10 protein-coding genes are annotated in these 14,755 nt (G+C 64.3%); 5 read left to right on the forward strand and 5 right to left on the reverse strand.

Annotated features, from left to right (window positions below; translation table 11 throughout):
* Window positions 1-255 precede the first annotated feature (255 nt).
* From CNX70_RS25730 to CNX70_RS25750, 5 genes are all read left to right on the forward strand, one after another.
* Window positions 256-2,253 (forward strand): DNA topoisomerase IV subunit B, encoded by a 1,998-nt coding sequence (locus CNX70_RS25730; protein ID WP_096237875.1) that lies wholly within the window; start codon window positions 256-258, stop codon window positions 2,251-2,253.
* Window positions 2,253-3,962 (forward strand): molecular chaperone HscC, encoded by a 1,710-nt coding sequence (locus CNX70_RS25735; RefSeq protein ID WP_096237876.1) that lies wholly within the window; start codon window positions 2,253-2,255, stop codon window positions 3,960-3,962. The genes CNX70_RS25730 and CNX70_RS25735 overlap by 1 nt, the downstream gene beginning before the upstream one ends.
* Window positions 3,963-3,974: 12 nt before the next feature.
* Complete coding sequence (locus tag CNX70_RS25740; protein WP_157751276.1) at window positions 3,975-5,777, forward strand: J domain-containing protein; 1,803 nt, start codon at window positions 3,975-3,977, stop codon at window positions 5,775-5,777.
* A gap of 48 nt (window positions 5,778-5,825) precedes the next feature.
* A complete protein-coding gene (gene parC, locus CNX70_RS25745) occupies window positions 5,826-8,180 on the forward strand; it encodes a DNA topoisomerase IV subunit A (RefSeq protein WP_096237878.1) in 2,355 nt (784 codons plus the stop codon).
* Window positions 8,181-8,368: 188 nt separating this feature from the next.
* Window positions 8,369-8,557: a helix-turn-helix domain-containing protein gene (locus CNX70_RS25750; protein WP_096237879.1), complete on the forward strand. Its 189-nt coding sequence runs from the start codon at window positions 8,369-8,371 to the stop codon at window positions 8,555-8,557.
* On the opposite strand, the gene CNX70_RS25755 is transcribed toward CNX70_RS25750, so the two are convergent.
* The 5 genes from CNX70_RS25755 to CNX70_RS25775 all read right to left on the reverse strand — a co-directional run bounded on the left by CNX70_RS25755 (window position 8,548) and on the right by CNX70_RS25775 (window position 14,755).
* Window positions 8,548-8,922: a hypothetical protein gene (locus CNX70_RS25755; protein WP_096237880.1), complete on the reverse strand. Its 375-nt coding sequence runs from the start codon at window positions 8,920-8,922 to the stop codon at window positions 8,548-8,550. The two genes, CNX70_RS25750 and CNX70_RS25755, sit on opposite strands and share 10 nt — an antisense overlap.
* Before the next feature lie 5 nt (window positions 8,923-8,927).
* The gene (locus tag CNX70_RS25760) at window positions 8,928-11,258 is read right to left on the reverse strand and encodes a DUF8189 domain-containing protein (protein WP_208624467.1); all 2,331 of its coding nucleotides are present in this window, start codon (window positions 11,256-11,258) and stop codon (window positions 8,928-8,930) included.
* 164 nt (window positions 11,259-11,422) lie between these two features.
* Window positions 11,423-11,899: a hypothetical protein gene (locus CNX70_RS25765; protein WP_096237881.1), complete on the reverse strand. Its 477-nt coding sequence runs from the start codon at window positions 11,897-11,899 to the stop codon at window positions 11,423-11,425.
* Window positions 11,900-12,125: 226 nt separating this feature from the next.
* Window positions 12,126-13,343 (reverse strand): acetate/propionate family kinase, encoded by a 1,218-nt coding sequence (locus CNX70_RS25770; RefSeq protein WP_096237882.1) that lies wholly within the window; start codon window positions 13,341-13,343, stop codon window positions 12,126-12,128.
* Entirely contained in the window at window positions 13,340-14,755 is a 1,416-nt protein-coding gene (locus CNX70_RS25775) for a bifunctional enoyl-CoA hydratase/phosphate acetyltransferase (RefSeq protein ID WP_096238679.1), read from the reverse strand. The genes CNX70_RS25770 and CNX70_RS25775 overlap by 4 nt, the downstream gene beginning before the upstream one ends.

Below are 14,755 nucleotides of genomic sequence, written 5' to 3' on the forward strand. Positions count from 1 at the left end.
AAAATCGTCCACAATGGGCGCCAAACCACGCGCACGGTGCACTGTTGTTGCCCTGGAGTAGCGCTATTGCTCGCTGGACAAGATAGAATGCGCGAGCGTCCGCACAAGGACGCCAAGCCTGCCGCACTGCCCTCTGCCAGTGACGCTGGACGGAATATACTGTATATTCATACAGTTATCGCCGCCGTTGTCACTGCGTCCTGCAGCGTCCCGGCCTGGCGTTCCAACCACTGTCTTTACTTAGCTTGAACACGTATGGCCACTAAAAAACCAGCATCCGACTACAGCGAATCATCCATCCGTGTCCTGAAAGGACTGGAACCCGTCAAGCAGCGCCCGGGGATGTACACCCGCACTGAAAATCCGCTGCACATCATTCAGGAAGTGATCGACAATGCCTCCGACGAGGCGCTGGGCGGTCATTGCACGCATATCGCCGTCACGCAAAATACGGATGGCAGCATCACCGTCGAAGACAATGGCCGCGGCATTCCCGTCGGCATCCACCCTGAAGAAGGCGTGCCGACGGTGGAAATCGTGTTCACACGGCTGCACGCGGGCGGCAAGTTCGACAAGGGTTCGGGCGGCGCCTACGCGTTCTCGGGCGGCTTGCACGGCGTCGGCGTGTCCGTCACCAATGCGCTGTCGACGCGCCTGGAAATCACCGTCTGGCGCAAGGAAAGCGACGGCAACGGCCTGCATCACATGGTGTTTGCGAATGGCGACGTGATCGAACCCCTGAGTTCCCGCCCCGCCCCGCGCGACGGCAAGAAGTCGGGCACGCGCGTCACCGCCTGGCCTGACGCGAAATATTTTGATTCGCCGAATATCTCGCAAACGGAGCTGCAGCGCCTGCTGCGCTCGAAAGCCGTGCTGCTGCCCGGCGTCACCGTCACCTTGACCAACGCCAAGACGGGCGACACGCAAACCTGGCAGTACGCGGAAGGCTTGCGCGGCTACCTGACCGAATCGCTGGCGCAGGTATCGAATGGCGAAACCCTGATTCCCCTGTTCGAAGGCGCGCAGTACGCGGGCCCGGATTCGGAAGGTTTTGCCGAAGGCGAAGGCGCGGCCTGGGTGGTGGCGTGGACGGAAGAAGGCGCCATCGTGCGCGAATCGTATGTCAACCTGATTCCCACCTCGAATGGCGGCACGCACGAATCGGGCTTGCGCGACGGCCTGTTTGGCGCCGTGAAAAACTTCGTCGAAATGCACTCGCTGCTGCCGAAAGGCGTCAAATTGCTGCCGGAAGACGTGTTTGCGCGCGCCTCGTTCGTGTTGTCGGCGAAGGTGCTGGACCCGCAATTCCAGGGCCAGATCAAGGAACGCCTGAACTCGCGCGACGCCGTGCGACTGGTCTCGACCTTCACCAAGCCGCCGCTGGAACTGTGGCTGAACCAGCACGTCGACTACGGCAAGAAGCTGGCCGACCTGGTGATCAAGCAGGCGCAGTCGCGCCAGCGCTCGCTGCAAAAAGTGGAAAAGAAAAAATCCTCGGGCGTCGCTGTCCTGCCGGGCAAGCTGACCGACTGCGAATCGTCGGACATCACGCGCAATGAACTGTTCCTCGTCGAGGGCGACTCGGCGGGCGGTTCGGCCAAGATGGGCCGCGACAAGGAATTCCAGGCGATTTTGCCCCTGCGCGGCAAGGTCCTGAACTCGTGGGAGACGGACCGCGATCGCCTGTTTGCGAATAACGAGATCCACGACATCGCGGTGGCCATCGGCGTCGATCCGCACGGCGTGGGCGACTCGCCCGACCTGTCCGGCCTGCGCTACGGCAAGATCTGCATCCTCTCGGATGCGGACGTGGACGGCTCGCACATCCAGGTACTGCTGCTGACCTTGTTCTTCAAGCACTTCCCGGCCCTGATCAACAAGGGCCACATCTGCATCGCCCGACCGCCCCTGTACCGGGTCGATGCGCCGGCGCGCGGCAAGAAGCCGATGCAAAAGATCTATGCGCTCGACGACGGCGAACTGGTCGCCATCGAGGACAAGCTGCGCAAGGAAGGCGTGAAACAGGGCGCCTGGTCGATCTCGCGCTTCAAGGGTCTGGGCGAGATGAACGCCGAACAGCTGTGGGAAACAACGATGAACCCGGACACGCGCCGTTTGCTGCCCGTGACCCTGGGTGAAATCGACCACATGACATGCGCCGCGCGCTTCAACATGTTGATGGGCAAAGGCGAAGCGGCAGGACGCCGCGCCTGGATCGAGGAACACGGCAATGAGGCGGAGGCGGACATCTGATGATCATCGGTATCGACCTGGGCACCACCAACAGCCTGGTCGCCATCTGGCGCGACGGCAAGGCTGCCATCATTCCGAATGCACTGGGTGAACACCTGACGCCGTCGTGCGTCAGCATCGACGACGACGGCAGCGTGCTGGTGGGCCGCGCCGCGCGCGAACGCCTGCAGACGCACCCGCAGCTGACGGCCGCCGTCTTCAAGCGCTACATGGGCAGCGAAAAGAAGATCACCCTCGGCACGCAGCAATTCCGCCCGGAAGAATTATCGTCGATGGTGCTGCGCGCGCTGAAAGAAGATGCCGAAGCCTTTTTGGGCCACAAGGTCGAAGAAGCCATCATCACCGTGCCCGCGTATTTCAGCGATGCGCAGCGCAAGGCCACGCGCATCGCCGGCCAGCTGGCCGGCCTGCGCGTGGAGCGCCTGCTGAACGAGCCAACGGCCGCCGCGCTGGCCTACGGCATCCGCGACAAGGAACAGGAAAGCAAATTCCTCGTCTTCGACCTGGGCGGCGGCACGTTTGACGTGTCGATCCTGGAACTGTTCGAAGGCGTGATGGAAGTGCGCGCCTCGGCCGGCGACAATTTTTTGGGCGGCGAAGACTTCGTCACGGTGCTGGTCGACGCCTTTTTGGACGGCAGCGGCTTGCGCGACGCGGCCGGCAGCCGTTTGTTCGACCCGCGCCAGCAGCAGCTGCTGCGCGATGAAGCCGAACGCGTCAAGCGCCTGCTGTCGGAGCAGCCATCCGTGCGCATGGCCACGCGCTACCAGGACAAGGAATACAGCTGGGAGATCAGCGAAGACAAACTGGCGCAGCTGTGCGAACCGCTGCTGGCCCGCCTGCGCCTGCCCGTGGAACGGGCGCTGCGCGACGCCACCATCCGCGCCGCGGAATTGAATGAAGTGGTGCTGGCCGGCGGCGCCACGCGCATGCCGCTGGTGCGCAAACTCGTCTCGCGCATGTTCGGCCGCTTCCCCGCCATCCACCTGGACCCGGACGAAGCCGTGGCGCTGGGCGCCGCCGTGCAGGCGGGCCTGAAGATGCGCGACGCGGCCCTCGACGAAGTGGTCATGACGGACGTGGCACCGTATTCGCTGGGCATTTCGATTTCGCGCCAGGTCGGCGCAAACCAGTATGAAGGCGGGCATTACCTGCCCATCATCGAGCGCAACTCCGTGGTGCCCGTCTCGCGCACGGAAAACATCACCACCATCTACGACAACCAGAAGGAAATCAACGTGGCGATCTTCCAGGGCGAGTCGCGCCTGGTGGCCGACAACGTCTTCCTCGGCAAGATCAGCTTCCCGATCCCCGCGAAAAAAGCGGGCGAGATCGGCATCGACGTGCGCTTCACCTACGACGTCAGCGGCGTGCTGGAAGCGGAAGTGACGGTGTTGGCCACGCAGGAACGCCACAAGATGATCATCAGCGACAATGCGGGCGTGATGACGCCGGAACAGATCGAGCAGCGCTTTCTTGAACTGGCCGACCTGAAGATCCACCCGCGCGAGCAGATGGAAAACCGCACCCTCGTCACGCGCGCCGATCGCCTGTACGAACAGTCGCTGGGCGACGTGCGCCAGTACCTGGCGGCGCACACGGCCAATTTCCAGGCCGCGCTGGAGACGCAGGACCCGAACACCATCCGCAAGGCGCGCCAGGCGCTCGACGAGGTGTTGCGCCAGGTCGAGAGCGAGAGCTTCCTGTAAATGGACGGCGGCATGCACAACGGACAGCGCAGCCTGTGGGATATCCTGGGCACGGAGCCGACGGGCGACGAGCGCGCCCTCAAGCGCGCGTATGCGAAGCGCCTGAAGGTGACGCGTCCCGAAGACGATCCGGCCGCCTTCCAGGAGCTGCGCGAGGCGTATGAATACGCGCTGCGCCATGCGCACCTGTTTGCCGCGGAGCTGCCGGAAGCGCAAGCGGCCGAGGCCGAAGCGGCAGCGATGGCAGCGCCGCGCATGGAAGCAGCCGAGCTGTGGGGCGTCATCGACGAACCCGCACAGGAGCCGTCCGCAGAACTGTGGGGCGTCATAGCCCAGGAGAGCGCAGCGCCGCCGGAACTTTGGGGCGTGGTCGCCGTCGATCCCGTCCAGGAAGCGGCCAATCTATGGCAAGGCTGCCTGGCGCTGACGCGGCATGCGGATGCCGGCGACGCGCTGGCCCGCATGCTGCAGGACGACGCCATGCTGAACCTCGACGTGCGCGAGGAATTCGAGCTGTGCGCGCTGCGCTACTGCGCCGGCGCCGGCTATGATCTGGCGCTGCGCCAGGCCCTGTTCGAGCAGCTGGGCTGGGACCGCGACTTTTCCTACCTGGCGCGCAGCCATGCGGATCTGGTGCGCAGCGCCGTGCAGCGCTACCGGGCAGACCGCTCGTTCGCCCATTTCAGCGACAACCGCGACAGCTATCCCGGCCTGGACTGCCTCATGTCGCAGCAGGCACCAAGCGCCTACGCGCGCCAGCTGTTCGACCAAAAATTTACGCTGCAGCTGCGCGAACTGCTGCAGACGATACGCTGGCAGCACGCCGAGATGCTGGCCTATAAACTCGATGCCGACCTGTTCGAGCAATGGGAACAGGCGGTCTTTTCCAAGCGCTACTTCAAGCAGACGGCGCTGGCTTCGTGCGGCCTGGGTTTCGTGTTGCATTTCATGCTCTCGGGCGTGATCAGCGTAGCAGGCTTGGAACTGAGCAACGCCGGCGGCTATGCCAGCCTGATCGGTTTTCAGGTGCTGGCATTCCTGCTGTTGGCCATGAACGCATGGCAAAAGCCGGCGCCGGCATATGCATGGATGGCCTCCTTGCGAGAGGAACTGCACGCCTGCCTGCCAGCGTTGCGCAGGCACCCCGGTCTGGGGCAATTGGGCTGGATCATGCCGTTCCTGTGCCTGGCGCTGCTGCTATTCATACCAGCGCCTGCTGCTCCACTGCGCATAACCACTTCGTTAGGACTGTGCATCACGGCGCTGCTGGCCGCGAAAGCCAACTACGCACTGCTGCGCGGACGCCTGCTGGCTTGCATCCTGATCGCCTTTACGGCAACCATGGTTTTCACGCTGGACAGGACCGATACCGGCCTGGCACTGAGCGACGGCATCATGCTGCTTTTTTGCGTGCAGGTACTGGCACTGCGCTCGATGAAGGGACTGTATGTCGATAGCGGCGGACCAGCGCAGCTCCTGCCGCGCCTGCGCGCTGTCTGGATGATCGGTTGCACCATCGCGTTCCTGGCCATACATCTGCATGCAGCGCCAGCGCATGTGCTAGGTGCCGTGCTGTTTTTCTGGTCCTGCATCGGCATGCTGTTTGCTCCTTTCGAGCTGAACTGGCGCGCAGCCTGGCCAATTGCCATCACGCCCGCAGCCGCCACCTTCTTGCTCGCCAGTCAGCTCGGTGGCCCGCCAGACCTGGCCATCGTCAAGCTGAGCGCCGTACTGGCGCTGTCCGTCCTGTATTTCACCGTGCGTCATCTTTATCTGCAGCAGCGCAGATCCGCACAAGCAACCGGGCTGTCATAATCGGCCCCATGAATTCAAACGCAACTACTTCATACTGAAACAAGCGCCATGTCCACACAAACCAATTTATTTGACGATGCCCAGCCTGAGCCGACCCTGCCGGATGAACCGGTATTCGACGGCGAAGCGCTGACCCTGTCCACCTTTGCCGAGCGCGCCTATCTCGATTACGCCATCTCCGTCGTCAAGGGCCGCGCCCTCCCTGACGTGTGCGACGGCCAGAAACCCGTGCAGCGCCGCATCCTGTATGCGATGAATGAGCTGGGATTGAATTCCACGGCGAAGCCGCGCAAATCGGCGGCCGTGGTCGGCGACGTGCTCGGTAAATTGCATCCGCACGGCGACCAGTCCGTGTACGACGCGCTGGTGCGCATGGCGCAGGATTTTTCCTTGCGCTACCCGCTGATCGATGGCCAGGGCAACTTCGGCTCGCGCGATGGCGACGGCGCGGCGGCCATGCGTTACACGGAAGCGCGTCTGACGCCGATCGCCAAGCTGCTGATGGATGAAATCGGCATGGGCACGGTGGACTTCCAGCCCAACTACGACGGCTCGACCGAAGAACCGAAGCTGCTGCCGGCGCGCCTGCCGATGGTGCTGCTGAATGGCGCCTCCGGCATCGCCGTGGGCCTGGCGACGGAAATCCCGTCGCACAACCTGGCGGAAGTGGCGAAAGCGGCCGTCGCCATGATCCGCGATCCGAAGATGACGCACGCCGAGCTGATGGCCTTCATTCCCGGCCCGGACTTCCCCGGCGGCGGCCAGATCATCACGCCGCCATCGCAGATCGCCGACATGTATGCGAGCGGGCGTGGCAGCATGAAGGTGCGCGCGCGCTGGAAGATCGAAGAGCTGGCGCGCGGCCAATGGCAAGCCGTCGTGACGGAACTGCCGCCGGGTACCTCGTCGCAAAAGGTGCTGGAAGAAATCGAGGAACTGACGAATCCGAAGATCAAGCTGGGCAAGAAGGCGCTGTCGCCGGACCAGGTAGCCCTGAAGGCGCTGATCCTCAATTCGCTCGACACCATCCGCGATGAATCGGGCCGCGCCGCGCCCGTGCGCCTGGTGTTCGAGCCGAAGTCGAAGAACCAGGACCAGACGGAATTCATGCTGATGCTGCTGGCGCACACCTCGCTGGAATCGTCGACCTCGATCAACCTGGTGATGATAGGCGGCGATGGCCGTCCGCGCCAGAAGGGCCTGGGCGACATCCTGCGCGAGTGGATCGATTTCCGCTTCGAGACCGTCACGCGCCGCACCAGCTACAAACTGGGCAAGGTCAAGGACCGTATCCATATCCTGGAAGGACGCGAAGCGATCCTGCTCAATATCGACAAGGTGATCCAGATCATCCGCAATTCGGATGAACCGAAAACGGCCCTGATCGAAGCGTTCAAGTTGTCCGAACGCCAGGCCGACGACATCCTGGAAATCCGCTTGCGCCAGTTGGCGCGCCTGGAAACGATCAAGATCCAGCAGGAGCTGGCCGAGCTGCGCAAGGAAGAAAAGTCGCTGCAAGACCTGCTCGACAACCCGGGCTCGATGAAGCGCGCCATCATCCGCGAAATCGAAGCGGACGCCAAGCAGTTCGGCGACGCACGCCGCACCCTGATCGAGGAAGCGCAAAAAGCCATGGCCGAACAGAAGGTGGTCGATGAACCGGTCACCGTCATCATTTCGGAAAAAGGCTGGGTACGCGCACGTACCGGCATCGGCCACGATGCGGCGCAATTCACCTTCAAGGCGGGCGACACCCTGCATGGCGCCTTCGAATGCCGCACGGTCGACACCCTGCTCGGCTTTGGCAACAACGGCAAGATTTACTCGGTTCCCGTCTCGGCGCTGCCCAACGCGCGCGGCGACGGCGTACCAATCACGACCTTGTGCGACCTGAGCGGCGGCACACCGGGCAATGCCGTGCGCATCCTGCACTACTTTGCGGGCAATGGCGCGACCAACTTGCTGCTGGCGTCGAGCGCCGGCTACGGCTTCACCGCCAAAGCGGGCGACATGAGCAGCCGCCTGAAAGGCGGCAAGGCCTTCATCACCCTGGACGATGGCGACGTGCCTCTGGCGCCGAAAGTCATCCCCGAGGCGGCCAGCGCCCTGGCCTGCCTGACGGAAGGCGCGCGCCTGCTGGTGTTCGGCCTCGATGAAATGAAAACCCTGACCAAGGGCGGCACCGGCGTCAAGCTGATCGACCTCGATGCCAAGGACAAGCTGCTGGCCGTGCAGCCGATCACCCAGCGCGGCGTGGTGGTCTCGGGTATCGGCCGGGCCGCGAAACCGCAAGATGCGTCGCTCGGTGCCACAGCCCTGGCCGAGCACTTCGGCAAGCGCGCGAAGAAGGGCAAGGCACTGGCGGCCAAGCTGAAACCAGTCTCGATGGCGGCCATCGGCTAAGCGCCATCGGTTCACACGAAAAGACAGGTTCGCCTGTCTTTTTTTCGCCTATCGCCGCATAACGGCGGCAGGGGAAAATAATTTTACAAATACGTCCCCCGTTCCCGTTACTCCTGCAGGCAGGCCACCGGCATGCCGCCCAAGGACAGGAGAACAAGGATGACAAACAACGATACAGGCAAGCTGCCATGCAGCGCCTGACCCCGGCCGAGCAGCTGGTAGCGGCCATGGCGGCCGAAGGCTTGCCGTATAAAAGCATCGCCAGGGAACTGGGCAAGTCGCCGGCCACCGTACGCAACCAGCTGCATGCGATTTACCAGAAACTCGGCGTGGGCAACCGCACGGCGCTCGCGTACAAGCTCCGGGGTCATCCTTGATGCCGCGACAGGCGCAGCACGTCGGGCGTTGCCTCGACGATGTCGATCACCTCTTGCGGCCCCGGTGCGCCAGCCAATGCATACCGCCCCATGCCCAGGGGAAGCAGCCGGGTAGACGGGCCGGCACGGGGACGGTCATCGGGGCCGGGCGACAGGCTGGTCATGCTCACCTCCCCGCCTTCCAGGCTCCGGGTTCCGGCGCCAAACTCCAGCACCTTGCGCCCCTTGCGGCTGGGAGGAAAGGCGAACGTGGCCGTGGGCCGGTACACCTCGATACCGTCCGCATCCTCCTCGAAGGAATGCGTCCAGCTACCGCTGGGCAATGCCGTTGTCATGCCGTGCATGCCACCTCCCATTGAACACATTGACGTCAGAAACACGATACCACGCCGCCCAGGCTTTCATAGCCGCTCACGGACGGCGACCAGGCCGTGCCGTTCCACGCCTTGTGGAACAGGGCGCCATTCGTGCCTGTGACAAACACGTCAAGGCGGTTCGGCGCCCAGGCCGTGGCGCGCGGCCGCGAGGTACACACGCCGCCCAGGCTTTCAAAGCCCGTCAGGGACGGCGACCAGGCGGTGCCGTTCCACGCCTTGTGATACAAGGCGCTATCGGTGCCGATGACAAACAGGTCGAGCCGGTTGGCCGCCCACGAGACGGCTTCCACTTCGCCTACGCAGACGCCGCCCAGGCGTTCGAAGCCGTCGTTGGAAGGCCCCCATTTCGTGCCATCCCACCATTTATGGTACAGCGCGCCATCGGTGCCCGTGACGAATACGTCGAGGCGGTTCGGTCCCCACGCCACCGCCTTCGGCGACGAGGTACAGATGCCCCCCAGGCGCTCATAGCCCGTCAGCGACGGTCCCCAGGCCGTGCCGTTCCACCACTTGTGGTACAGGGCCCGGTCCGTGCCGATGACGAACACGTCAAGGCGGTTCGGTCCCCAGGCCACCGCTTCCGGCTGGCCCAGGCACAGACCGCCCATGGCTTCGTAACCCGTCAGGGATGGCCCCCAGGCGGACCCGTTCCACCACTTGTGATACAGGCCGCGGTCCGTGCCGACGACAAACACGTCGAGGCGGTTCGGTCCCCAGGCCACGGCACGCGGGTCGCCCACGCACAAGCCGCCCATGGCTTCATAACCGGTCAAGGACGGCCCCCACGCCGTGCCGTTCCACCATTTGTGAAACAAGCCGCTGTCGGTCCCCGTGACGAATACATCGAGCCGGTTCGGCGCCCACGAGACCACCTGCGGCGCACTGGTACCAATGCCGCCCTGCCCTTCGTAGCCGCTGACGGATGGCGCCCAGGCCGAGCCATTCCAGGCCTTGTGATACAGCGCGCGGTCCGTGCCCAGCACGAAGACGTCGAGGCGATTCGCGCCCCAGGCCACGACGGGCGAGGAACTCTGGCGCGGCGTGGCGCCCGTGCCACCCGTCCCCGTGCCGATGCTGGCGCGCGGACCATCGAGGCAGGCCTGCATGCGCGCCACCTGGCCCGCCGTGAACATGAACATGGCGGGATCGTCGACGTAATCCATGTAGTTCATGAACATGTCGCCATTCGGTCCGTTGCTGCAGGAAATATGCGGGAACGAAGGCTGGCCCGTGTTCGGTCCGCCCTGGTTCGGCGTATCGGCGACGTTGTCCGTGCCCGAGCAGCCCGTGCCATCATCACCCCAGATATGGTTCAGGTTCAGCCAGTGGCCGATTTCATGCGTGGCCGTACGTCCCAGGTGGAACGGTGGCGCCGCCGTGCCGCTCGTACCGAAGGCCGATTGCAGGATCACCACGCCGTCGGTGGCGGCCGGCCCGCCGGGAAACTGCGCGTAGCCCAGCAAGCCGCCACCGAGCTGGCACGCCCAGATATTCAGGTAACTGTCGGCCGGCCAGGCATCCATGCCGCCCGTCGCCTGCGATTTGACGGCATCGTCGGCGCCAAACGAGGCCACCGCCGTCTGGCGCCGCTCGATGCCGCTGCTAGCCGCACCGTTCGGATCGGTGGTGGCCAGCACGAACTCCACGCGCGCATCGGACGTCAGCGGCAGGAACGGTGCCGGCGTGCTGTTCACATCCGGATTGACGCGCCGGAAATCACGGTTCAGCACATCGATCTGGCTGGCGATCTGCGCATCCGAAATATTCTGCGCGGCCGTATTCCACACCACGTGCACCACCACCGGTATCTGCGTCACGCCGGAACGGCCGGCAATGCCGCTGTCACCCTCGTAGAGTCCGGCCAGGTTTTCGATATCGGCGCGCACGTTGGCATAGGAGGGATCTTCGGTCAGCAGGCGGCGATGCACGTCCATCGTGGCGCAGGTGCGCGTCTGCGGCGTGCCTCCGCCCTGTCCACCGGCGTCGCCGCCCATGCCGCCTCCTCCGCCATCGCGGTCGCCATCGCGGTCGCCACCCATGCCGCCGCCCACGTGCATGCAACTGGCGCCTGCCATGCCCTGCGATGCCTGCTGCATGCCGCTGCCCGGCATGGCGCTGGCATCCGCAGCGGCCACGCCCTGGGTGAGTGCCGCCTGGTCCGCGTACGACACGCCCAGGCGCTGCCCTGGCATGACGTCGCCGCCGGGCGCATCGGCGCCGGCCTGCACGTCGCCTTCGACCGGCATGGACTGCATGGCGGACATGGCTGGCGCGCCTTCCGCTGAACCGGTGGCCGGTGATTTTTTCGTTTTAGCGGTGCTCATGATGTCTCCCTTCGTCTGTTTGCCAGTTCACTATGGCACGCCGAAAAGAGGAGCATTTGCGCCAGATCAAGACTGGCAAGCGGTGGCCAAGAAAAGTGGCAGACGAAAAAAAGACAGCCTAAGCTGTCTTTGGGGCTTGCAGGCCGTGGCCCGCAAACGGAGAATTACTTGGCGGCGGCTGCCTTGACTTCAGCATCGGCCTTGGCCTTGGCTTCTACCGTCTTGGTGGCGGCGAGGGCTTTATCGGCGTTCGCTTCCACTTTTTCCTTGGCGACCTTGGCGTCCGCTTTCACGGAGGTTCTGCCCGCTTTCGCATCGGCCTTGGCGGCAGCCTTGTCAGCCTTGGCTTCCGCTTTCAGCTTGTCTTCCGCATCGGCGCTGACGACTTTGTCGTGGGCCTTGGCCTTGGTTTTGTTGGCCTTGTGATGGGCGTCGGCTTTCTTGTCGTCGGCCTTCATTTCAGCCTTGGCGACGTTGGCGTCAGCCTTGGCATCGACTTTGGCTTCCGAAGCGGCAGCCTTGTTGACGTCTTTTTGCGCGGAAGCCTGGGCTTTCACGACAGCTTCGGTAGCCGGCGCGGTTTGAGCGAAGGCGGCGGTAGCAAACAGGGTGGCGATCAGTGCGGCGAGTAATTTGTTCATGATGAGACCTTTCAATATGGTTTAATTTTATTCTTACTAAAGGCGGGCAAAATGTTCAAAATTTGCCAGGCATCGCGCTGTTTCTGGATGTAGCGCAATGGCATGACTTCATAGTAAAGATAACTGGCAAACCACACAGTGCGCTATCGCACTCAACGGGCACTCAAGGGAAAATATGTGCAATTCGGCAAATTCTCCATCGAGCGCGGCCTGACGCTTCAGATCCTCATGCGCCCACGGCCAGGGCCGCATGACGGGCAGCCACCCACTCCTCATTGGCCGGCTCCACGCCCACCACGATGCGGCTGGCATCGGTGGAAATGCGGCTGGCGTTGCGCGCATTGGCCTGCGCATCGAGCACGGGGCCGATGAAACCCAGTTCGGCGCAGATGCGCTGGCGCAGTTCGGCGCTATGCTCGCCGATACCGGCCGTAAATACCAGCATGTCCAGCCCACCCAGCACGGCCGTCAGGGCGCCGATTTCACGCACGATGCGGCGGATATACAGGGCCAGCGCGGCGCGGATGCGCTCGCCCGTGGCATCCTGCCGGTCCTGCTGCGCCAGCAGCACCGGCGGATCGGCCGACACGCCCGACACGCCCAGCAAGCCCGACTCGTGGTACAGCACATGCGCCACTTTTTCCAGCGACAGTTTTTCGATTTCCATCAGATAGATCACGGCGCCCGGATCGAGCGAACCGCAGCGCGTGCCCATCATCAGGCCATCGAGCGCGGAAAAGCCCATGGTGGTGGCCACGCTGTGCAAATTCTCCATGGCGCACAGGCTGGCGCCGCTGCCCAGGTGGGCGACGATGACCTTGCCGCGCGCGACAGCACCAAAGCGCTGCTCCAGCACCAGCGACTGGTATTCGTACGACAGGCCGTGGAAGCCGTAGCGGCGCAAGCCCCGCTCCCACGCATCGTAAGGCAGGGCCAGCATTTGCTCGACCTGCGGCACCGTGTGGTGGAAGGCCGTGTCGAAGCACGCCACCTGGGCGATATCGGGCCGCGATTCGAGCAGCACCTCGATCGCCTCCAGCGCAAACGGCTGATGCAGGGGCGCCAGCGGCACAAAACTTTTCAGGTCCGCCAGCACCTTGGCATCGATGCGCACGGGGGCGAAATACTTGCTGCCGCCATGCACCACGCGATGCGCCACGGCGCGCAGCGGGCGCCCGGCCAGTTGCGCCACGACTTGCGCGCGGATGTATTCAAGGGCCGCGTGATGCGGCTGCTCCGCATCGAGCTGCAAGGCGACTGCCGGCAGGCCGCCAGCGCGGTAAGTGGCGTTTTCACGGCCGATGCCTTCGACCTTGCCGCCCCATTGCGCCTGCTGCGGCAGCACGCCACCGGCTTGCTCGAACAGGGCGAACTTGATGCTCGACGAGCCGCAATTGAGCACCAGGATCAGGGCGCCGTCGGCATGTTGGAAGGGTGCGTTCATGGTGGCGTGCTCCGGTAATGATTGGCCAGCATCACGGCGATCGCGCACGAGGCGATGCGGCTGGCGCGCGAATCGGCGCGGCTGGTCAGGATGATGGGGATTTTCGCGCCCAGCACGATGCCGGCGCTGTCCGCGTCGCCCATGTATTCAAGCTGCTTGGCCAGCATGTTGCCGCTTTCCAGGTCGGGCACCAGCAAAATATCGGCGCGGCCCGCCACTTCCGAGACGATGCCCTTGACGGTGGCGGCGGCAATCGACACGGCGTTGTCGAAGGCCAGCGGGCCATCGAGGATCGCTCCGGTGATTTGGCCACGGTCGGCCATCTTGCACAGGGCGGCCGCGTCCAAGGTAGCCGGCATGTCCGCATTCACCGTTTCCACGGCGGCCAGGATGGCCACGCGCGGGCAGGCCACGCCGATCACGTGCGCCAGGTCGATGGCGTTGCGCACGATGTCGGCCTTCATGGCCAGGTTCGGCGCGATATTGATGGCCGCATCCGTGATGATGAAGGGACGCGGATAGGCAGGCGTCTGCATCAGGAAGCAGTGGCTGATGCGGCGCTTGGTGCGCAGGCCGGCGCTGGCGGCCAGCACGGCCGACATCAGTTCATCCGTGTGCAGGCTGCCCTTCATCAGCGCCTCGACTTCGCCCTTGCCCGCCAGCTCGGCGCCGCGCGCGGCGGCAGCATGGCTATGCTCGACATCCTCGATGGCGATGCCTTCCAGGTTCAGGCCAGCCTCGGCCGCCACCGCTTCCAGGCGCGCGCGCGGCGCCACCAGCACGGGCGTGATCAGGCCGGCCGCATGCGCATCGAGCGCGCCCGCCAGGCTCAGTTCATCGCAGGGGTGGATCACGGCTACCCGGATCGGACCCAGCGTGCGCGCGTGTTCCAGCAGGCGCCGCGTGCCGTCGCCGTTATGCAGGCGTACTTCGGGCAAGGTGGCGCGCACTCTTTCAATCTGTTCAGCGGGCGCGATCACCTGCGCTTCGCCGTCGAGCACCACGGCGCCATGCTGGTTGACGCAGCGGCAGGCCAGGGTCACGTGGCGGTTGCGCGGCTCGCGCGCGGTGACGGTGACGCTGATGGCCAGCGTATCGCCCACGCGCACGGGCTGTAGGAAACGCAGGGTCTGGCCCGTGTAGACGGTGCCGGCGCCGGGCAGGCGCGTGCCCAGCACGGCCGAAATGAGGGCGGCGCCCCACATGCCGTGCGCGATGACGCCCTGGTAGCGGCTGGAGGCGGCAAATTCGGCATCCAGGTGCTGCGGGTTGTCATCGCCCGACATCACCGCGAACAGGGCGATATCGTCCATGCTCAGGGTGCGCGTGATGCTGGCGGTGTCGCCGATGGCGATCTGGTCGAAGGTGCGGTTACGCACGATATGCAAATCATCGTCTTGGGTGGTAGTCAT

This window comes from Janthinobacterium svalbardense (assembly GCF_002327145.1).
Taxonomy (GTDB): Bacteria; Pseudomonadota; Gammaproteobacteria; order Burkholderiales; family Burkholderiaceae_D; genus Janthinobacterium; species Janthinobacterium tructae.

What these genes read in the sequence shown, in the direction of transcription:
- CNX70_RS25730 (WP_096237875.1), top strand. Translation starts at nt 256, where the DNA reads ATGGCCACTAAAAAACCAGCATCCGACTACAGCGAATCATCCATCCGT.
- CNX70_RS25775 (WP_096238679.1), bottom strand. Translation starts at nt 14,755, where the DNA reads ATGACTACCACCCAAGACGATGATTTGCATATCGTGCGTAACCGCACC.
- CNX70_RS25755 (WP_096237880.1), bottom strand. Translation starts at nt 8,922, where the DNA reads ATGTGTTCAATGGGAGGTGGCATGCACGGCATGACAACGGCATTGCCC.
- CNX70_RS25740 (WP_157751276.1), top strand. Translation starts at nt 3,975, where the DNA reads ATGCACAACGGACAGCGCAGCCTGTGGGATATCCTGGGCACGGAGCCG.
- CNX70_RS25735 (WP_096237876.1), top strand. Translation starts at nt 2,253, where the DNA reads ATGATCATCGGTATCGACCTGGGCACCACCAACAGCCTGGTCGCCATC.
- CNX70_RS25760 (WP_208624467.1), bottom strand. Translation starts at nt 11,258, where the DNA reads ATGAGCACCGCTAAAACGAAAAAATCACCGGCCACCGGTTCAGCGGAA.
- CNX70_RS25770 (WP_096237882.1), bottom strand. Translation starts at nt 13,343, where the DNA reads ATGAACGCACCCTTCCAACATGCCGACGGCGCCCTGATCCTGGTGCTC.
- CNX70_RS25750 (WP_096237879.1), top strand. Translation starts at nt 8,369, where the DNA reads ATGCAGCGCCTGACCCCGGCCGAGCAGCTGGTAGCGGCCATGGCGGCC.
- parC (WP_096237878.1), top strand. Translation starts at nt 5,826, where the DNA reads ATGTCCACACAAACCAATTTATTTGACGATGCCCAGCCTGAGCCGACC.
- CNX70_RS25765 (WP_096237881.1), bottom strand. Translation starts at nt 11,899, where the DNA reads ATGAACAAATTACTCGCCGCACTGATCGCCACCCTGTTTGCTACCGCC.